Source organism: Nonlabens sp. MIC269 (genome assembly GCF_001430865.1).
In the GTDB taxonomy this organism is placed as follows: Bacteria; Bacteroidota; Bacteroidia; order Flavobacteriales; family Flavobacteriaceae; genus Nonlabens; species Nonlabens tegetincola.
Genome location: NZ_CP011373.1, coordinates 953,538 through 973,958, shown reverse-complemented (window position 1 = coordinate 973,958; position 20,421 = coordinate 953,538). Strand labels below are relative to the sequence as shown.

The 20,421-nt window shown below is 32.3% G+C and carries 21 protein-coding genes; 2 read left to right on the top strand and 19 right to left on the bottom strand.

Features of this window, described 5'->3' with window-relative positions:
- Nucleotides 1-191 precede the first annotated feature (191 nt).
- From AAT17_RS04560 to AAT17_RS04530, 7 genes are all read right to left on the bottom strand, one after another.
- A complete protein-coding gene (locus AAT17_RS04560) occupies nt 192-590 on the bottom strand; it encodes a hypothetical protein (protein ID WP_060523085.1) in 399 nt (132 codons plus the stop codon).
- Nucleotides 577-2,358: an ATP-dependent endonuclease gene (locus AAT17_RS04555; RefSeq protein ID WP_060523084.1), complete on the bottom strand. Its 1,782-nt coding sequence runs from the start codon at nt 2,356-2,358 to the stop codon at nt 577-579. Before AAT17_RS04555 ends, AAT17_RS04560 begins: the two co-directional genes overlap by 14 nt.
- Nucleotide 2,359: 1 nt before the next feature.
- On the bottom strand, nt 2,360-2,572 hold the full coding sequence (locus AAT17_RS04550; RefSeq protein WP_060523083.1) for a hypothetical protein: 213 nt from the start codon (nt 2,570-2,572) through the stop codon (nt 2,360-2,362).
- 292 nt (nt 2,573-2,864) lie between these two features.
- Nucleotides 2,865-3,386, bottom strand: a complete 522-nt coding sequence (locus AAT17_RS04545; protein WP_060523082.1) for a hypothetical protein — start codon at nt 3,384-3,386, stop codon at nt 2,865-2,867.
- A 170-nt stretch (nt 3,387-3,556) separates the two neighbouring features.
- Nucleotides 3,557-4,072: a hypothetical protein gene (locus AAT17_RS04540; RefSeq protein WP_060523081.1), complete on the bottom strand. Its 516-nt coding sequence runs from the start codon at nt 4,070-4,072 to the stop codon at nt 3,557-3,559.
- 259 nt (nt 4,073-4,331) lie between these two features.
- A complete protein-coding gene (locus AAT17_RS04535; protein WP_060523080.1) occupies nt 4,332-5,033 on the bottom strand; it encodes a hypothetical protein in 702 nt (233 codons plus the stop codon).
- Between the two features lie 171 nt (nt 5,034-5,204).
- Nucleotides 5,205-5,840, bottom strand: coding sequence for a hypothetical protein (locus AAT17_RS04530; RefSeq protein ID WP_157539228.1), 636 nt, complete (start codon nt 5,838-5,840; stop codon nt 5,205-5,207).
- A gap of 457 nt (nt 5,841-6,297) precedes the next feature.
- On the opposite strand from AAT17_RS04530, the gene AAT17_RS04520 reads away from it, so the two are divergent.
- On the top strand, nt 6,298-7,290 hold the full coding sequence (locus tag AAT17_RS04520) for an IS110 family transposase (RefSeq protein ID WP_060523077.1): 993 nt from the start codon (nt 6,298-6,300) through the stop codon (nt 7,288-7,290).
- 151 nt (nt 7,291-7,441) lie between these two features.
- Here the strand turns inward: AAT17_RS04520 and AAT17_RS04515 are convergent, their stop codons facing one another.
- Nucleotides 7,442-9,379 (bottom strand): FG-GAP-like repeat-containing protein, encoded by a 1,938-nt coding sequence (locus tag AAT17_RS04515; protein WP_060523076.1) that lies wholly within the window; start codon nt 9,377-9,379, stop codon nt 7,442-7,444.
- Nucleotides 9,380-9,788: 409 nt separating this feature from the next.
- Between AAT17_RS04515 and AAT17_RS04510 the strand changes: the two genes are divergently transcribed.
- The gene (locus AAT17_RS04510) at nt 9,789-10,781 is read left to right on the top strand and encodes an IS110 family transposase (RefSeq protein ID WP_060522439.1); all 993 of its coding nucleotides are present in this window, start codon (nt 9,789-9,791) and stop codon (nt 10,779-10,781) included.
- Nucleotides 10,782-10,938: 157 nt separating this feature from the next.
- Here AAT17_RS04510 and AAT17_RS04505 read toward each other — a convergent pair whose 3' ends face one another.
- From AAT17_RS04505 to AAT17_RS04455, 11 genes are all read right to left on the bottom strand, one after another.
- Nucleotides 10,939-11,205: a hypothetical protein gene (locus tag AAT17_RS04505; RefSeq protein ID WP_157539227.1), complete on the bottom strand. Its 267-nt coding sequence runs from the start codon at nt 11,203-11,205 to the stop codon at nt 10,939-10,941.
- A 106-nt stretch (nt 11,206-11,311) separates the two neighbouring features.
- Entirely contained in the window at nt 11,312-11,656 is a 345-nt protein-coding gene (locus AAT17_RS04500; RefSeq protein ID WP_060523074.1) for a hypothetical protein, read from the bottom strand.
- Nucleotides 11,657-12,133: 477 nt separating this feature from the next.
- On the bottom strand, nt 12,134-13,087 hold the full coding sequence (locus AAT17_RS04495; protein WP_060523073.1) for a Fic family protein: 954 nt from the start codon (nt 13,085-13,087) through the stop codon (nt 12,134-12,136).
- Nucleotides 13,088-13,300: 213 nt separating this feature from the next.
- Nucleotides 13,301-13,783, bottom strand: a complete 483-nt coding sequence (locus AAT17_RS04490; protein WP_157539226.1) for a hypothetical protein — start codon at nt 13,781-13,783, stop codon at nt 13,301-13,303.
- Between the two features lie 135 nt (nt 13,784-13,918).
- A complete protein-coding gene (locus tag AAT17_RS04485) occupies nt 13,919-14,659 on the bottom strand; it encodes a hypothetical protein (protein ID WP_157539225.1) in 741 nt (246 codons plus the stop codon).
- A gap of 464 nt (nt 14,660-15,123) precedes the next feature.
- A complete protein-coding gene (locus AAT17_RS04480) occupies nt 15,124-15,528 on the bottom strand; it encodes a hypothetical protein (protein WP_060523070.1) in 405 nt (134 codons plus the stop codon).
- 96 nt (nt 15,529-15,624) lie between these two features.
- Complete coding sequence (locus AAT17_RS04475) at nt 15,625-15,897, bottom strand: hypothetical protein (protein WP_060523069.1); 273 nt, start codon at nt 15,895-15,897, stop codon at nt 15,625-15,627.
- A gap of 241 nt (nt 15,898-16,138) precedes the next feature.
- A complete protein-coding gene (locus AAT17_RS04470; RefSeq protein ID WP_060523068.1) occupies nt 16,139-17,575 on the bottom strand; it encodes an OmpH family outer membrane protein in 1,437 nt (478 codons plus the stop codon).
- A 308-nt stretch (nt 17,576-17,883) separates the two neighbouring features.
- On the bottom strand, nt 17,884-18,585 hold the full coding sequence (locus AAT17_RS04465; protein ID WP_060523067.1) for a hypothetical protein: 702 nt from the start codon (nt 18,583-18,585) through the stop codon (nt 17,884-17,886).
- 166 nt (nt 18,586-18,751) lie between these two features.
- Nucleotides 18,752-19,159 carry a hypothetical protein gene (locus AAT17_RS04460; protein WP_157539224.1) on the bottom strand — a complete coding sequence of 136 codons (408 nt, stop codon included), beginning with the start codon at nt 19,157-19,159 and terminating at the stop codon, nt 18,752-18,754.
- Nucleotides 19,160-19,632: 473 nt separating this feature from the next.
- The gene (locus tag AAT17_RS04455) at nt 19,633-20,409 is read right to left on the bottom strand and encodes a hypothetical protein (RefSeq protein WP_060523065.1); all 777 of its coding nucleotides are present in this window, start codon (nt 20,407-20,409) and stop codon (nt 19,633-19,635) included.
- Nucleotides 20,410-20,421: the final 12 nt, after the last annotated feature.

The following is a 20,421-nucleotide window of genomic DNA, read 5'->3' as shown; positions in this document are numbered from 1 at the left end:
GCACTACGAGCAACGCTAGAAACAGGAGAGCATTGAGCGCTAGCGAAATGGCCTGAACGACCGTAAGTATCGTCCAGCAACGGTCTAGTATAAGAATAGTAGCGGATTTATAAGCACTAACTTTTCGGTTTTATACTGACCTTAAATTTATAAATTTCATTTTTGTTTTAGCGATTAAACCGCTATTATTTTTATACATTGTTAGCTGGCGTATTATCTTTTTCGGTTTTCGATTCAAACTCTATAATTTCTTTATCAAAATCAGTCAAAATATTAGGTTCATCTATTGGGCTTCCTGATTCAATTTCTTTTTGTACAGTTTGTTTTATCTTTTTTGATGTTCCTTTTAGATTTAATGAAGTGCTATCTAAATCTTTATAAACAATGCTTATCAAGACATATTTACAGACAGTTTTAAGGTTATCATATTCTTCAATGTCCTCAGTAAGAGTTGTAACTGAATGATTAACGTAAACGTTATTCGCTTCTGACAAAAAAGTATTAATTGTATTTTCTACTGTTTTGGTAATGGTAAAATTACCATCATCACTAACTTTTATTTTAAATATCTTGTGTTTAGTTGTTGGCATATTTTTCGATTTTTAAAAAGTTAGTTTTTATTTTATCACATAGTTTAAAAGCGTTTGACAATTTTGAAGTTTGCTCTTTTTCTGGCATTTCATCAATTATATCTAGTAAATGTCTAATTACGTCTTGTTTAGTAATACTTGACTTACTATTCTCAGGTAAAAATGTTTTAAAGTGAGCAGATAAAGTGTTAACGATTGGTGTTTCTATTTCTTTTGTCAATTCAAAGTCAATAAATTCTTTTTCAAAAACTTCCAGTGTTTTAAGTGAGTTACAATAATTATTATAAGCTTGAACGTATAAGTCTTGAGGAAATAAATCTTCAAAGGTTCTAGTCTTTCGATCGCTAAAAACAGCATTTATTTCTACTTCTTCCCAATTATTTTCTTTGATGTTGTTTTTGTAAGCTTTTACTTTTTTTACATCTTCTGCTTCTGAATCACTATCAAGTATTGCTATTCCAGATAGCTTTAAGTTGTTTTTACCTAAATAATTAATAGCTTGTGGGATGTTGTTGACACCGTCTGCGTTGTAAATATTCATCCATTCTAAATCTCTATACTTTTCAAATTGAAATAAGCGATGAAAAGCAAGTTTTTCTGTATTTCCCTCAACAACTAAATTAATATCTCCAATTAGAAAGCTATCATTAAGCATAATACCTAGTTCTCTTCTCAGAAGCTGATACTTATTTAAAAATGGTTTCTTATTAATTTTTGTACCATCATTAGCTGACTTATTTACAAAAATTAGAGAATCAACACAATTTCTAACCGCTAAAAATGGATTATGCGTTGTATATAATATTTGCGAACTTTCAGATATCTCATCAAATGATTTTAATAAATCTTTTGCACCTTTTGGATGTAAACTATGACCAGGTTCATCTAGTAAAATGATATTGTTTTTATTACCACTTATTTTTTTTGTATAAAGCTTATTGACTAAAAATGAAAAATAGTATTGGAAACCTGGACTTCTTTCGTTAATCGAGAAACTTTTATCTGAACTATCTCTAATTATTAAATTCAGTTTGTCTCCAAAAGCAGTAACAATTTTAATATTGATGCTTTGGTCTTGTTTATAATGTTTTTTAAATATTTTATTTAACTGAGTTTCAATATTAGAGAGGTATGTGGTAACAAAACCAATATCGGAATTGTTTAGGTCATTAAAATCTTGACAACCACCTATAAAAAGTAATTTTCTGAATGTTTCAAATTTATTATCGGTTCCAAGTAATTCTTCTATAGTAGATGGTTCAATTAATAAATCTTCATTTTCAAAATATTCTATTGATGGGTAAATGTCTTTGAAGAATGAATCATAGAACTTTGCTAATTCATTTATTTTATCAGATAGTTTCAATCCAAACTTACCGCTTGATAAAAGACTAATAGAAATATTTGAAATTCCATTTCCCCATCTCTTTATCTGCAAATGACAGTTCTCAGATTGCTTGGTTAAGCTTGTTAAATCTTCTTTTGATATATATTCACTTACTAATTTATATAGTTTTGAATAGACACTTTTGTCTAATTTAAATGTTCCAATGATAATCGGTAGTCCTTTTGGATACCTTTCAGAACCTTTGTTAAGTAAAGATGTATCTAATTCTGTTTCTAAAATATTCAGATAACTTATTGCTGAGATGATGCTTGATTTACCGCTCTCGTTTTTACCAACTAAACAAATTTGATTAGATTGTATTTCTAACTTTTCGTATGAAATCGACTTGAAATCATAAATTTCTACAGATTTTAATTGCATATTATTTAGGGTAATAAGTGAATTGAATAGTTACCATAACATACGCGTTATTTCCATTCCAAGGAGTTATTTTTATATCTTCATTATCAACCTTGCCAATTTGTGCTTCATTTTCTGCTATCCAAGAGTCTCTTTTGACTGTTGCAGTTTGAATTGCTTTTTCTAATTGGCTCATTTGATGGTTAACTCCAGTAAAGTATATTGTTTTTTTCATTCTTCAAAGTTGGTTTTATATGACAGCTAACACGCACAGGTTATGGCGAGTTCACGCAGAATGCGTAGTGTTCAAGAGTGTACTGTAACTGTCGGTTTGGTTAGTAATTAGTTTTCTCAAATATATTAAATTCCATACTAATAACGTAGTAGTGAGGATTGAGAAAACAAGCCTATTGAATAGTGAAATTAGTATTACCTTATGAACCAAATTTTGCTAGAAACTAGTCATTAAAACGCTGGGTTTTTAGCTTAGTTCATTGTTGTGGTGGCGTACTTTTTCTATTATGAATTTACCAATATTCTATATTTCGTATCAGAATTATTATAAGAGGTGTTATTGAAGTGATTGGCATTAATTTAAAAATCCATTTTATATTTTTTCGTGTCTTTGTATCTGTCTTGAAGAACATTATCAAACCAGTTACTGAAAATCCAAATGAAGTCCAAAAAACTGGAGCTGAATAAAGAATATTGTAAGCAAAGGTATGTGGCGCGTATCCTGGAGTTGGATTTGTAAAAATAAATAAGGATAAAAATAAAGTTAAAGAAATAATAGAAAGGTGAATTGACTTTTTCCACCTTAGGTTTGGCCTTCTTTTATTACTATATTTTTTATAGATTATTATTTTACTTATTAATCCTAAAATGGATATTATAGCGCTAAAAATTAAGTATACACTAACACCCATAAATTTCCTCCACATTGGATGTTGAAACGAAGGAAGGCTGTATAGCAATCCACAAATCCCAATAGTTAATATAATCGATGAAACAATTTTTTTAATTTCTCTTAAATTAAGTTCACTGTCCATTTTTTTAGTGGGATTAAGTTTTTTGGAATGAGCTACAACTGTATCGTATTATCGTCAGTTACGGATTAAATTAGCGGTTATTCTCGGTTAAGCAAAAACGTTAGCAATTCCGAGTGGATTCGGACGTAGTCGAATCCGCCGTAATTGCGGTTATACATTGTTGGCAATAGTTATTTTTTCAGTTCGTTTTCAAATTCTTTCAGCGTTATATTATTCCGCTTTTTAGAATATTCTCCGAGTACAATTCCTTTGTCAATGTCGACAGTCAAATAATCAGTCCAACAAGAGAAAAAATCATAATCGTCTTGTTTTCCAAGTTCAGAATCTTTTTCTATTCGAGTTGGTGCAATTAAATAACAATTTCCAATTTCAAATTCCGCAATATAAGGTCTACATTGTGCTCCATCATCTCCCCAAATTTTGATTTGTTTTCGTGATTCAGCTCCTTTATACTTTTTTATGATTTCAACTGTCATAGAAAAAGGCATTTTTCCGTCATAACCCATTATTTCCTCATCAAGAAAATCAGAGTATTCAATCACTTTCACGAGAGCAACGAATTCCATTCCGTTTGCTACTCCGCTAAAAGAACAATCACCTTCGCATTCACAGTCACAAGCATATGAGCTGAATGAAACCAACAATATTGTCAGAGGTAATATTTTCTTTAGAAATAGGTTTTTCATAATTATTGCCAACACGCACAGGTTATGGCGAGTTCACGCAGAATGCGTAGTGTTCAAGAGTGTACTGTAACTGTTGGTTTGGTTAGTAATTAGTTTTCTCAAATATATTAAATTCCATACTAATGAAGTAGGAGTGAGAATCGAGAAAATGAACCTTTTGAATTGTGAAATCAAGATTACCTCATGATCCAAATTATAATAGAAACTAATCGAAAAAACACTTGGTTTTTAGCTAGGTTCATTGTTGGGGTTAGCTTTTTTATTCTTCCATTTCATCTTCTGTCCATGCAGAGTCAAGAAAATATTTATTATTCTCTTCTTTAAAACTTCCAAACATCAAAGTCGTGTCTGGTGAACTTACTGTAAACCAAGCTCCACTATTAATTGAATACTCAAATTTAGTTGAACCTTGCAGTAATTTCCCGTGAATTCTGCACGGATAATGTCCAAATAAATGGTGCCATTCAGGTCCACTAATTGGTTTTGATTGCTGAATTATATTTTCTATCTCGAATTTATCTAAAGCCCAATTTATGCAAGCTGTTGTGTTCTTGTCAGAGGAAGGATAGTCATTGGATTTTTCAAATTCCAAAATTTCAAAGCCTTTCTTGTAGTCAAATAATGCAGCTTGTAGTTTGTTCGTAGGTTGCAATAAAATCGTATCAGTTGAGTTATTTGGGAAAATGATTTTTTGTGTTTCGTAACCGTCTTTAGAAAAGAACATTGTTATTTCATTACACCTTCCTGCAAACCCATAAATTTCGTAGTCTCCATTTTCACCTGTCATTGTTTTTCTATTGAATGAGTTGTTCAGGTCGCTTGTGTCCATTTTCCCTATAGCAACATTTTCAATAGGTTTCTTTGTCAATTTGTCCAAAACAACTCCCGATAAATGGTATTGACAGTCGCAAGAACCCAAAGTCAAGAAGAGAATAAATATTATCAGAAATTTTTGTCTCATTGTTTTATTAATGTGCTACAACGGTATGCGGCTATGCGCAGTTGCGTGTCTTGGCCTTATCTTCTCAAGTATACCCGAACCGTAGAAAATTTCTCAAAAATTTTCGGACGAGTAGGAACCGAGCAATTGCGTATAACCCGTGTTGTAAGCAGTTTTATCGTTTGTTAGGCATCAAAAATCATCTGGATTTGGCAAAAATGAAACTTTATTAACTAATCGTTCAAAATACATCGGCTGTTCGTCGTAGATTATTTTCGGCATTTGAATAGTTATTGTATAAATATATTCATCTCTATAAACTGAATGGTTAATTACGTGATTAAGGTATTCTACATCAGCACCTCTCACGATATGGTCGTACGATTGTTTTAAGGACACAAAATTTTTTACATAACTTTTCTCAGCATTATAATTTTCAATTTCAGAGTTCATCTGAGTTTTGACAATCGTTTTTACTTGATTATCTAACTTTATTCTATTTTTTCGGTAAAATTCCCAAGCATCTTCTCTTACAGGTTTATCTGTATTTGGTTCAACTACTACTAATGAAAAAGTTAAAGCCAGTTCTGGGTCATTACCACGAAAAATACTGTGTTTTGAAGTTCCGAAATCTACTTTCCAGTTATCAGGCGCGTCAATCGTGATAAGATATTCATAATTCGAATAGATTTTAGTCTCAGGGTCGAATTCTTCTGAATATTTAGGTACTGTTCCTTCGTTTTTCTTCTCTTTAAATGACTTTTTCAGAAATTCATCCTCTTTTGATTGATTTTTGTTTTCACTACAAGAGATTAATAACAAAAGCAAAGGCAGAAGTAGATATTTTATTTTCAATTCTTTTTCTTTTTTTTCTTAAATACTGGATACATTAGGATTAGACCAAATATAATTCCTATTGCGCTTGTGGTATTATTCATTTGTATTCTCGGTAGTCCCAAAAGACTGGCTATTGAAAAGAATATCATCAATAAGCCAAAAATTGATATTATGAGACTTGGTATTGGTTTCTCTGACCAACTTCTTTTTTCTTTCATTTCGTTTGTTTGTTAAATTGCTTACAACGGTCTCCTTTACTTTGACCTTATTAATTTTAACAAGAGAAGAGAGGAGAACTCTAACGGTCTTTAGGCATTACCTATTACACGTAATAGTCCTCTCAATCTCTTGTAGGATGCTTAGTTGAACTACTTGGAATACCTAGCTTAAAAAGCTCATTAAAGGAAATAGTTGCCAAGCATCAATAATCATTAATATTTATAAAAGTATGAAAAATGTAAGAGAAGTAGTAGGTATCGATGTGTCAAAAAATACATTAGATGCAACTCTTTATCACGTTAAGCAACATGCGGTATTTACAAATGATGATAAAGGTTATGCTCAATTATTATCATGGGTTTCTGATCAATTAGAAGTTAGTAGTTATTTTTTCATTTTTGAAAATACGGGTAATTACTCACTAAAGCTTTCAGTATTTCTAAGCTCAAAGGACTTGGTTTATGTAGAAGAAAGTCCCATGCGTATAAAACGTAGTACCGGTCTTACTAGAGAGAAGACAGATAAGTTAGACTCTTATATGATTGCCAGATATGGTTGGATGTATAGAGAAGAACTGGAGCCTAGTAAGATAAAGCCAAAGGAATTTCAGGAACTAGGAAGACTTTTGTCATTGAGAGATCAATTAGTAAGAGATCGCAGTGGATTGAAGTCGACTTTAAAAGAGCAAAAGCACTTGTTGTCAAGTCCGTCAACAGATAGTTGCTGTAAACTGCTAGAGCGCAGTATCAAGCATATAGACAAACAGGTCCAACATATAGAGCGACGTATGAAGGAGCTGCTTGAAACAGATGATAGTATACAAACAAATTATAATTTGTTAAGATCGGTAAAAGGAGTAGGATTGATACTGAGTTGTCAACTGCTGTATCATACCAATAATTTTATGAAATTCAACAACTGGCGTAGCTTTTCGAGTTATTGTGGGATAGCTCCATTTGAATACAGTTCGGGCAGCTCTATCCGGCGTAGAAAACAGAGTCATTATATAGGGGATAGGAAGATGAAGACTTTATTAAGTATGGCGGCCGTTTCAGCAATTCAATCAGACCAAGAATTAAGAAATTATTACCATCGTAAACTCGAAGAAGGGAAGCATAAAATGATAGCATTAAACAACGTGAGAAACAAGATTTTAGCACGCAGTTTTGCTGTTATCAAAAGAGGTACACCATTCGTTAATATAGCTGCAACAAATTATTGATTAAAAGCTTGTTTTTTACCTTGGAATACGGCTATGAGTAGTTGCGTGGGTTAGCACTTAACTTAGCAAGCACACACCAAGCTGAAAATCCGCTAGGATTTTCAGAAGTAGGCGAGAACAAGCAATTACTTATAGCCATTGTTGTGAGCAGTTATTTTTTCACTATTTTTTTAATTAAAGTATTTCCATTCACCGTAAAATTCAAAAAGTAAATCCCACTTGATAAATGACTGATATCTATTTGGTTTGAGTCTAATTCAACTTTGTGATTTATACCACTTAAATCACTTATGGTTATCTCTTGGATGTTAGAATTGTTATCAATGTTGATTACTCCATTTGTTGGGTTTGGATAAAACTTCAATGTCTCATTATCAAAATTTGAGATTGATAAGGTTTGTGTATGGCTACCTATACGTGAGCAATCATCTTGTGTATAAGTAATCCATTGATTAATATCAAAAGTTGTAGTTGGCTCGGAAACAGAAGGGTCACGCACGAGTGTAACATTTTGTGCAAAATTACTTGAGTTTCCTTCTGTCCCGATGATATCAATTAGAACACCATTTTTAAACAAGCCAATAGCGTCGTTTCCGTTAAAATTCGTTGCAGGGTTACTCACAAAATCTTGTTCAGGTTGACAGGATGCTGACAAACCAGAATTTGCAATTACATAAACATCACTATCCGCAATCATAGCTCCTGTGGGAAAATCTATTGCCGTTCCAAAAGGATTACCATTAAACCCTAATCGTAATGAATAATTCGACAAATCAACACTGCCTCCTGTAAAGTTTGCTATTTCAAGAGCTTTGTTAGTACCACTTCCTTCGATATATTCGGAAAAGTAAATATCAACTCCATTTGATTGAGTAATTGAAGTTTGATGCCAAAGTAACTCAACATTTGTTTCTGATTGAGAGAGGATATCTAAATCTGTATCATTATCGATATCTACTACTTTCACAATTTGGGGTTCATCAGGTAATTGGCTTACATTACTGAGATTGAACCCAGGATTACTTGAACCGTAATTATTATTAAGAATATCAATTCGATCTGTACTCCAATGCGACACACCAATTATAAAATCAATAAATCCATCTTGATCTATGTCGCCACTTGATAAACCCCTTATAGGGATTGAATTTGACCCGATATTACTTATGCTTTGTTCAGTAGAAAAATTTAAGTTATTGTCACCCAAAGACCAATTAAAAGAATTACCACTCGAAGTATAAACTAAATCGAAGTCTCCATCATTGTTGATATCAGCAATTTTAACTTTGATTGGACGTGGGTTATTAACGACCAGTAAATCTTGTGATGATCCCGTGATATTACCATTACCATCACCTTTTAGCCAAATTATCCTATCTACAGGATTAAAAACATTGACGTTTAATGTAGATGCTACTATATCAATTAATCCATCATTATCTAAGTCTACTATGTCTAAGTCAGAAAATCCTGCATCGTTTGGATTACCGTTAAACATTATAGCGCTATTGTTATATCCTCCAACTCCATTATTTTCATAATAATAAATTACTGGTGAAGGACCGACAGGACTAGTTCTGATTATATCGTCATAACCGTCACCATTAAAATCTGCTACATTTAAATTCGCAATAGACGTATTAAATGTGTCCACAGAAATTGCGTTTGAAAAACTACCATTGCCATTACCTTGATAAATCAGTAACTCGGTGTTATCACTAAAAGCGTTACCAGTATTTTCAGCAATTATGATATCTAAATTACCATCATTATTAAAGTCTAAAAATTTAGCATCGTTAAGATTTGCAGTGCAAGGAAGAGCAGTTACTCTTATTGGTATCTGGTTATTAAATGTTCCATTTCCTAAATTTTCTTGTATATGTACACTTGCGTCACAAGAAGGTGAAATTCTAATTCGTGCGACTAATAAATCTAAGTCTCCATCATTATCTATATCACCGTATTCAAGAGAAGTTGAAGTTGCAGAGTTTGGACTATCATTATACACTACCATATCTTGAAATGCTAATTGTTGTGCGTGACTAGCTAATGAAAATATTGATAAAAGAATAAGTAATTTTTGTTTCATTACATTAATACTATTTGGTGTACCTACTCCAAAATTAAGTTGGTTTTTCGGTTTGTTCCCAACATTATATTCAAGTCAAATTCAGTCGTTCGATTTGACAGTCAATAATCGTATTACAAATGTTGTTTTGCAATTCAAAGTGAAAATCAGCTGTTTTTTGATGAAATTTTGTTTTCAGCCGAAATGTTGGTTTTAATTGCTCACAACGGTCTCTTTTACTTTGACCTTATTAATTTTAACAAGAGAAGAGAGGAGAACTCTAACGGTCTTTAGGCATTACCTATTACACGTAATAGTCCTCTCAGTCTCTTGTAGGATGCTTAGTTGAACTACTTGGAATACCTAGCTTAAAAAGCTCATTAAAGGAAATAGTTGCCAAGCATCAATAATCATTAATATTTATAAAAGTATGAAAAATGTAAGAGAAGTAGTAGGTATCGATGTATCAAAAAATACATTAGATGCAACTCTTTATCACGTTAAGCAACATGCTGTATTTACAAATGATGATAAAGGTTATGCTCAATTATTATCATGGGTTTCTGATCAATTAGAAGTTAGTAGTTATTTTTTCATTTTTGAAAATACGGGTAATTACTCACTAAAGCTTTCAGTATTTCTAAGCTCAAAGGACTTGGTTTATGTAGAAGAAAGTCCCATGCGTATAAAACGTAGTACCGGTCTTACTAGAGAGAAGACAGATAAGTTAGACTCTTATATGATTGCCAGATATGGTTGGATGTATAGAGAAGAACTGGAGCCTAGTAAGATAAAGCCAAAGGAATTTCAGGAACTAGGAAGACTTTTGTCATTGAGAGATCAATTAGTAAGAGATCGCAGTGGATTGAAGTCGACTTTAAAAGAGCAAAAGCACTTGTTATCAAGTCCGTCAACAGATAGTTGCTGTAAACTGCTAGAGCGCAGTATCAAGCATATAGACAAACAGGTCCAACATATAGAGCGACGTATGAAGGAGCTACTTGAAACAGATGATAGTTTACAAACAAATTATAATTTGTTAAGATCGGTAAAAGGAGTAGGATTGATACTAAGTTGTCAACTGCTGTATCATACCAGTAATTTTATGAAATTCAACAACTGGCGTAGCTTTTCGAGTTATTGTGGGATAGCTCCATTTGAATACAGTTCGGGCAGCTCTATCCGGCGCAGAAAACAGAGTCATTATATAGGGGATAGGAAGATGAAGACTTTATTAAGTATGGCGGCCGTTTCAGCAATTCAATCAGACCAAGAGTTAAGAAATTATTACCATCGTAAACTCGAAGAAGGGAAGCATAAAATGATAGCATTAAACAACGTTAGAAACAAGATTTTAGCACGCAGTTTTGCTGTTATCAAAAGAGGTACACCATTCGTTAATATAGCTGCAACAAATTATTGATTAAAAGCTTGTTTTTTACCTTGGAATACGTGTATGATTTCGTTGCGTGGTTAAAGCACTAAAATTAGCAAATAAATCACAGATAGAAAGTCCGCGAGGACTTTCGTAAGTAGGCTATAACTAGCAATGAATTATACACATTGTTGGCAATAGTTTTTTATTCAATTCTTATTAGTCCGAAATCGTATTTTCCATTTCGGTTTGTTAATGTTCCGATTAAGGTATCTTTTTTACGAGAAAGTTTGTATTCAATTACAATTTTATCAACAACATCAACTGGTTTTGCTAAAGAATCCCAATAGAAAGTTGGATAATCAAATTCTATTTTTGAGTCAGTAGCACGCCATTCTACTTTGTCATATGGGTCTGCTGTTATTATTAAACTGTCAGGATAAAAAGTCCAATTAATTTTTTCGTTTTCCAATTCGTACCATTTTCCGTTCAATTTTTTTTCAGCTGAATTTTGTCCACAGGATAATAGTAGAATGAAAGCGAATAATATTGGTATGTAAAGTGATTTTTTGATAAGGTTAATTATTTCTTACAAATTCATTAGTAAAATCAGAATATAAGTTTTTTATATAAAGAGTATCCTTTCTGGAATTCAGTCTATATTCCATTATAAAGTCTGTTTCTAATTCAGGATTAATATTAGTCAGTTGAGTATAGTAAATTTTACTGCTGTCACTTTTCCAAGAGAATTTTGTTGTCTTTTCCCAAGCGTTGGATATCAGAGAATCCTTGAAGAATTCTAACTCCACAACATTTGCACTTTTAGTTGATTCCCAATTACCCAGTAGGTCAGAATTAATATTGTTTTTAGAACAACTTTGTAAAAATGTTACTACTATTAAAATTCCGACTATGTTTTTCATAAATTATTGCCAACACGCACAGGTTATGGCGAGTTCACGCAGAATGCGCAGCATTCTAGAGTGTCCGGTAGCCATTCTTGCATCCGACGAGTGCGCTTTTATTAAAGCGGCATGAGAGGAATGCACAAATTTGCTATAACCGAAGTTGTGGACGGTACCAGTAACGCTGGTTAGTGTTAAATTGTTTAGGTTATAAATATAGTTAGATAAAAGCAAATTACAGCGACTTGTCTCCGACGAGCAAACTCAGTTTGGGAGAGGAAGACACGCGTGGATCTAACTTATAAGTTCAGGAGAGAATTGAGCGCTAGCGAAATGGCCTGAACGACCGTAGGTATCGTCCAGCAACTGTCTCGGCTATGAGTAGTTGCGTGGGTTAGCGGTTAACGTTGCAAGTACGCACCAAACTGAAAATCCGCTAGGATTTTCAGAAGGAGGCGAGAACTAGCAATAAATTATATATGGTGTAGTACCTAGTTATTTTAAACGGTAGATTGTCTTGTTTTTTTCTCCTATTTTTTCAAATAAATTTAATTCAACTCCTTTTTTTAAATCTCTACTCGCAGTTGCTGAAGAAATGTGTTTAAAAATATCCATATAGTCTTTTCTTGTAAATTCTATATTATTTAATGAAACATAATATTCCAATCTATCTTTTTCATTTAACGTCCGATTATTAAAATCTAATAGCTGACTTATTGAAATGTCAATTACATTAAGCATATATTCAATAAACTTAGTTGATTTTCCAGATTTATCACTTTCAGCCAAAGCTTGATAATATTTTTCCTGATCATTACTGATTATAGTTTCAAAAGGCAAAAATTCAAATATTGGATATTTTTCCATTAAAATTAAAGTTTGCCATAATCTTCCCATTCTACCATTTCCATCCAAAAAAGGATGTATAAACTCCATTTCGTAATGGAAGACACAACTTTTAATTAACTCAATTTCATCAGATTTTTTCAAATATTCAAAAAGGTCTTTCATTAAGTATGGCACATTTTCAAATGGTGGTGCTAGATGCTCAACTTTAGAGCCTTTTACAATTCCGACACTTTGATTTCTATATTTTCCAGAATTTTCGATTAAACCTTGCATTAGGTTTTGGTGTGCTTTTAAAAAAGATTTTTCATTAGAAGGATCGTAATCTTTTAGATTTTCATAGATTTTGATTGCATTTAAAACTTCAATAACATCTTTTTTAGGTCCAATAACTCGTTTGTTTTCAAGAAGTGCAGTAATTTGTTCCTCTGTAAGTGTGTTTCCTTCTATTTTTAACGAAGAATGAATAGTTTTGATTCTATTCTGTTTTCTCAATTTAGGTGAAGGTCTGTTTAATAAATTAGCATTTACTTCTCCTATTTTCTCTGAAATAGAAGTTATTAATTTTAAAATAGAAGATGTTATTTCGTAAGGTGGTTTCATCTTTGATACTATCATTTGATAGTATCAAAGATATAATGATTTAATCTAGATTATCTTATGAAACGTGATTTTTTAATTATAAACAACGGCTTCGTATAACTATCAGTTACGGGTTAATATGCGTTAATTTTCGGTTTAGCACAGACGTAAGCAATTCCGAGTGGATTCGGACGTAGTCGAATCTGCCGTAATTGCAGTTATACATTGTTACCATTAGTTATTTTTTGATTTTGTCATATTCGATTTTCCTTTTTCCATTATCGTCATAATTCCTAACCCTTGTCTAGTGTAAAACAGTTCAGTTGAGTCCGCTATAATAATTTTAATGTCTTGATAATTTCCAGCAATACGTATTTGAGAGTCAGCTTGCGATAATTCGGTATCAAGCAATTTGATGAAATCATTTTTTACAAAGGTCATAACTGTATCCCTTTTTGTTCCGTAAAAATTATTATGAATATCATTTTCAATTCGCACGCTATCTTGTCCGACATCAATTTTTGAGTACACAATATAATTTCTGCCGTGGCTATTTTTTATTTCTACATTAAATTCGTTTTCCATTTTCTCAATTTGTTTTTTAATTAATAAAATCGGTTCATATGCGCTTTTTGAATAATCCGCAAGCATTGATTTTTTCGACTTGCATGAAGTTAAAATCAGAAGCATAAATATAAATTTAAGTAGGGTTTTCATAATTAATAGCAACGGTTTTGGCTATGGGGAGTTGGGTGGTTTAGCGGTTAATTTTGCAAGTATAGACCAAACTGAAAATCCGCAAGGATTTTCAGAAGTAGGCGAGAACAAGCAATTAATTTTATACGGTGTTGCCTACAGTTTTTTTATTTCAGATGTTTTTCCATTCCAACTAACTTTGATTTTTTGTTCAGTTCCAATTAAAGTTATTTCATAGGAATTATTCTTTTCATTCCATTTTAAATTCAAAATATCCTCTTCCATTGCGAATTCGTCATTGAGATAGAAATCAAGAACTTTTGTCTTATAAATGACTTTATTTTCATTGTCTGTAAAAATCATAAAAAAATATTCTGGATAACCTACATGGTAAACTCCATCATAACCGTCATTTTGTCCAATAATTTTGAGTTTTTGATTTAGTTTGTTTAAATCTTTAGAAATTGAAAAATCGTGAATGTCAGCGTCTGTATAATAGTATTTATCATCAATTAATATTCTATTCCACACACAATTGGTTAAGTCTTTAAACTTGTATTTATAAATGATAGAATCGACACGAACTTGAGTCAATTCAGTTAATTTTCCAACTGGTTTTAATTCAGTCAAATCATGATTTTTGAATAGTACAATTTCCTTATTGTATGGATTAAGGAAATTCGGATATTCTTTTGGGTTTAGAGTATCAATATTAGGTTTAATAATAGGCAATTCCTTTTTGAAAAACTCTTTAGAAAAACTCTTAATTTCATACGTTCCATCTTTGAGATTCTGATAATTGTATTCTGGATAATAAATTTCTTTTTGAGCATATCCAAAAGTTAAAAAAAATACGAATATCAATGGTAGAATACGGTTTTTCATAATTGTAGGCAACACGCACAGGTTATGGCGAGTTCACGCAGAAAGCTTCGCCTTCTATCGTGTACGGTAGCCATTCTTGCATCCGACGAGTGCGCTTTCGCGAAAGCGGCATGAGAGGAATGCACAAATTTGCTATAACCGAAGTTGTGGACGGTACCAGTAACGCTGGTTAGTGTTAAATTGTTTAGGTTATAAATATAGTTAGATAAAAGCAAATTACAGCGACTTGACTCCGACGAGCAAACGCAGTTTGCGAGAGGAAGACACGCGTGGTTCTAACCTATAAGTTCAGGAGAGAATTGAGCGCTAGCGAAATGGCCTGAACGACCGTAGGTATCGTCCAACAACGGCTTAGTATAAGAATAGTTGCGTGTTTGCGTGTGAGGAATTTCCGAAGGGAATTTAGATGTAGCAAATACGCAACGACCTTTATTTAAGCAAAAATAGCAATTAATTTTATACGGTATTGGCAAACGTTATTTATTAATCGACACAATTTCAGGTCCGTATGAATAAATTGATATGTCCTTGTTTTGAGTAACGAAAGTGATTTTTGCTAAATGATAGGTTTCATTTTCTTCAGGAAGAATACTAATGGTGTCTAAAAAGATATTGCTGTTTATGATTAATCCCTTGTCAATTTTATATATAGCCTTTTGAATATTAGATTTAAAACCAGTGTTTGGTTTCTCAAAATACGCTATTGTTTTTTCTTCTTTTTCTGTTGCATCATGAATAAATGAAGCTATGATGCCTTTAAACCTAATTAGTGCCATCTCCGGTTGATCTTCTACATTGGCACCAATATATTCATGATATTCTTTTAATGATTTTTCGGCAAATTCTGGTACAATAATAAAGGAATCAAATTCTCTTGGCATAAAATTTCACTTATTCAATATAGTATATTCATTTACTTTGATTAGTTAACCAAGAAAGGGAGTTATCACATAACTGAATGAAAGCCGAATTTAACATTAATTTTTCTTTGCATTTTCTTTACGAATTTTTGCGTAGGTTATTTCAAAATCGTGCCTACGCTTTTTTTTATATTTGCCGTCTTTGGTATAGTAAAAGGTGATATCTTTACTTTCTGCGTTCAAGTAAATTTGAGTTTTTTCTCCTTCTTGGTTAGTTACATGAAAAGTGATATGCCTTTTGTTATTATCGTCAATTTCATATTTTATGATGTGAAATACTTCTTCTGCCTCTACCAATTTTTTTATGATGGTTTTGGCAACTTCGTCCATTACAATTTCAAAAGTTCCTTCTGGTTCGTTTTCCCACCAACAAGGTAGTAATCCATTAACATCATAATCTATAACTTTAGGGTCACCATCAGTAGATCCTTCACAAGTACACTCATGATATTTTTTTCAGCAGTAAAATATAAGGTCTGGGCTTGGATTAGGTTACCAATAACTATTAATAAAATAAAGAGAAATGTTTGTTTAAATTCATGTTTTCTTTTGATTAGGTGAGGTTGATATATTATTCTTGATATTCGAAATTATGTTCTTTTACTTTTTCAAATAGCGCTTGTGTTAGTTCATTTCTGGGATGAAAATAAATGTAGTCCATTCTCCATGTCATCCCATGAGTGCCATACATACCAGTAGATGGAAAATAAGCAAGATCTAATAGTACATTATATCCTTTGGATTTTGCCAATGTTATAGCTTCGCCTTGTAATGACTTATAGACTTGGTATTGAAATTTTTCAATATGGTGTCTAGATGCTTGTTGATAGGCTCTACCTTGATATTGGGTTTCTAGTTTTTTTAGGAAATTGAGAAAATCTGCATTGTTAGATATAATATGGTTTGTCAGTCTGTCAATGTCTACCTTGCCTATTTTAGCAACTTCAATACCAACTTTCAGCCCTGGACTATTCTCCTTCAACTTCAGTTTTACCATATTGGTTATATCTCCACCTTCTTTTAACCCTAGTAATATACGATCGGTCAACTTAGGGTATTTTTTTTCTGTTTTTGTACTGATTATTCTAAAATCAGAAGTGTTTAATACCAAATCAATATTGTTTAATTCACATATATATTTTATGGCACTTTTTACTTTATCGTAATGTTGTTTGTTTGAGCTTGCTTTTTTAGATTCTATTTGAGCTTGGTAAGTTCTTTTTTCCTCTTCTAAGGCTACACGTTTAGTATTTGCAATTTGTTCTTGTATTTTAAGTTCTTTTTTGAGCTCATTAATGGACTCTTCATTTTTATTGTCCATCACCTCATTTAATGTAAGGCCTTTAATCCTATTTTTAAGTTTAGTTATGGGTTCGGATATCTCATAACTTTTTTCTAAGAAGTATATGTCTTTTGATTCATCATGAAAAGATATAGGGTTTTCAAACTTCATGATGTCTATAAAGCCTATTTTAAGGGTTTCTGATGAGGGTAGTTTATCAATACTTTGTAGGTTATTATTAGCTACAATTTCTGTAATATCAAGACGAGGATTACGGTAAATAACAAACGAATTAATTAGGTCCGTGTTTGAACCAAACATGCAATCTATATTTAGGCTAGTAACCATATTTGACAAAACACTATCCATCGCAACATAGTATTGTTGCGCTGTCCCAAAATCAGCTTTGTTTTCTCTACTTATTTTGAAATCATTTTCAAATTGTGGTAAAAGTTCCTCGTAATAAAATTTAGCATATGAAAGTTCATCTTTTTTTGTCTTGTTGTTATCTGCTGTTTTTGACAATGCAAGATTAACACTATCTATCTTTTTCAATAAATCTTTGTAGGTTTTATCGAAATATACATTTCTTAACTTTTGAAATTTTTCGTATTCAGGACTTTTTGTTTGCAGGTAATCTGCTTTTACAGTTCCAACTGTTTGCGCCTTTACCTGTAGAGAAATAATTACTATTAAAACTGTAATAAAATGTTTTTTTTGAATCATAAAAAGTATTGTTTAGTAAAGGTTTTATGTAATAATGGTCGTTCTAAGTTATGTTTGCCAACACGCACAGGTTATGGCGAGTTCACGCAGAAAGCGTAGTGCTATATAGTGAACGGTAGCTGTTGGTTTGGTTAGTAATTAGTTTTCTCAAATATATAGAATTCCATACTTATAAAGTAGGAGTGAAGACTTAGAAAATGAGCCTTTTTTAGAATGAAATCAGGATTATATTATGATCCAAATCATGCTAGAAACTGATCAAAAAAACACTTGGTTTTTAGCTTAGTTCATTGTTGGGGTTAGCTTTTTTATTCTTCCATTTCATCTTCTGTCCATGCAGAGTCAAGGAAATATTTATTATTCTCTTCTTTAAAACTTCCAAACATCAAAGTCGTGTCTGGTGAACTTACCGTAAACCAAGCTCCACTATTAATTGAATACTCAAATTTAGTTGAACCTTGCAGTAATTTCCCGTGAATTCTGCACGGATAATGTCCAAATAAATGGAGCCATTCAGGTCCACTAATTGGTTTTGATTGCTGAATTATATTTCCTATCTCGAATTTATCTAAAGCCCAATTTATGCAAGCTGTTGTGTCCTTGTCAGAGGAAGGATAGTCATTCGATTTTTCAAATTCCAAAATTTCAAAGCCTTTCTTGTAGTCAAATAATGCAGCTTGTGGTTTGTTCGTAGGTTGCAATAAAATCGTATCAGTTGAGTTATTTGGGAAAGTGATTTTTTGTGTTTCGTAACCGTCTTTAGAAAAGAACATTGTTATTTCATTACACCTTCCTGCAAACCCATAAATTTCGTAGTCTCCATTTTCACCTGTCATTGTTTTTCTATTGAATGAGTTGTTCAGGTCGCTTGTGTCCATTTTCCCTATAGCAACATTTTCAATAGGTTTCTTTGTCAATTTGTCCAAAACAACTCCCGATAAATGGTATTGACAGTCGCAAGAAACCAAAGTAAAGAAGAGAATAAATACTATCAGAAATTTTTGTCTCATTGTTTTATTAATGTGCTACAACGGTTGGGCTGTGAGTAGTTGCGTGCCTTAGCCTTGTCTTTCCTAAAATACCCAAACCGTAGAAAATTTCGCAGAAACTTTCGGATGAGTAAGAACCGAGCAATTACGTATAGCTCGTGTTGTAAAACGTTCGTTTTTCGATTCTCTATTGGTAGTGTTCACGGATTATTCTTTTTAAATTCTTACCGTCTAAACTTTTCCATTTCCCATTTCTTGTTCTTCTCATTGGCTCGAATTTATATTTTTCGTGATAATACTTTTTGGTGTTTTCATCATAATGAACAAATAATAATACATTATCGAACTGCTCAAATTTTGGTCTTCCATAATGATCAAGCACAATGAATTCAATAGTGTCCAATGGTATTCGATTGTAAGCGTTATGTAAGATTTCGTATTTAGCTCTATACTCAAAATTCATCGGTATACTAATCAACTTGATTGTATCATTCGTAATCGAGTCAATTTGGATTATCTCTGATATATCACGATTTGCGGTTTCGATTATTTCTATTTTTCTCCCAATGAAAGCATAATCATTTTTTGAATTCATTGTTGCGCTATTAGGAATAGAACTTTTGGATGTACAATTGAAAAAGCTCAAAATTATAATTAATATTCCAATTCGATGCATCGTGTGAATGTTTTACAACACGCACAGGTTATGGCGAGTTCACGCAGAATGCGCAGCATTCTAGAGTGTACGGTAGCCATTAGCGTTAATTTGCTATAACCGAAGTTGTGGACGGTACCAGTAACGCTGGTTAGTGTTTAGTTATTTAGGTTATAAATATAGTTAGATAAAAGCAAATTACAGCGTATGCTGTGCGTGTTGCTGGACGGTAAGTTCAGGAGAGAATTGAGCGCTAGCGAAATGGCCTGAACGACCGTAGGTATCGTCCAGCAACGGCTCAGGCTATGAGTAGTTGCGTGGGTTAGCACTTAACTTTGCAAGTACACACCGAGTTGGAAATTCCTGCGGAATTTCCAAAGTAGGCGAGAACAAGCAATTACTTATAGCCATTGTTAGCAAACGTTATTTTTATTTAAATATTCAATTTTTATTTCCGATATATTGGTCGGTTTACCAAGTTCTATTCCGTTCTCAACCTTAATTGCATTTCCAAAATCATCATAAGTCCATTTTACATATTCGGTTGAATTCCCATTATCATCTTTTCTCACGTAAAAAATATCATTTCCATCATCGTCTTTCGTTCTTTCTTCCACTTTGGCAATCTTGTTTTCAACGATTAAAGTCCATTTCTCGGTATTGTCAAGGTATTCGTAAATATCTTCTTGAGTAATTTGTCCGTTTTTGTCAAAAGTTTTTCGGTTAATCGCTCGTTTGTTTTGGTCATATGTGGAAACAATTTTCGAGTAAAAATTTCCATTAGAGTCGTATCTTTTCTGAACTCCTGAATCTTTGTACTCAACAGTTTTGTGTTGTACAATTCCGTTTTTGTCTTTTGCTAAATAAACGACTGTATTGTCGTCCAAATATTGATTTTCATACCAATCCCAAATTTCGTTTTCTGCAGTTCTTTCGATTTGTTCGATTTGGCGATTTAATTTGTCAAATTTCCATTCGAGTGAACCGACAAAATTGTTTTCAGAGTCGTATTGTTTCTCGGAAATACAATTTCCATTTGGGTCATATTCAAATAAGACAGTATATCTTATCTCTCCGCTTTCTTCAAAAAAGACTGTTTTTTCTTTAAGTCCGTTTAAATTGAATTCGTTGATAATGTGCTCTCGCACTTTACCATTTCCTCCAATTATTTTTCTTGACTTAATGTTCATTTTTAATGTTTG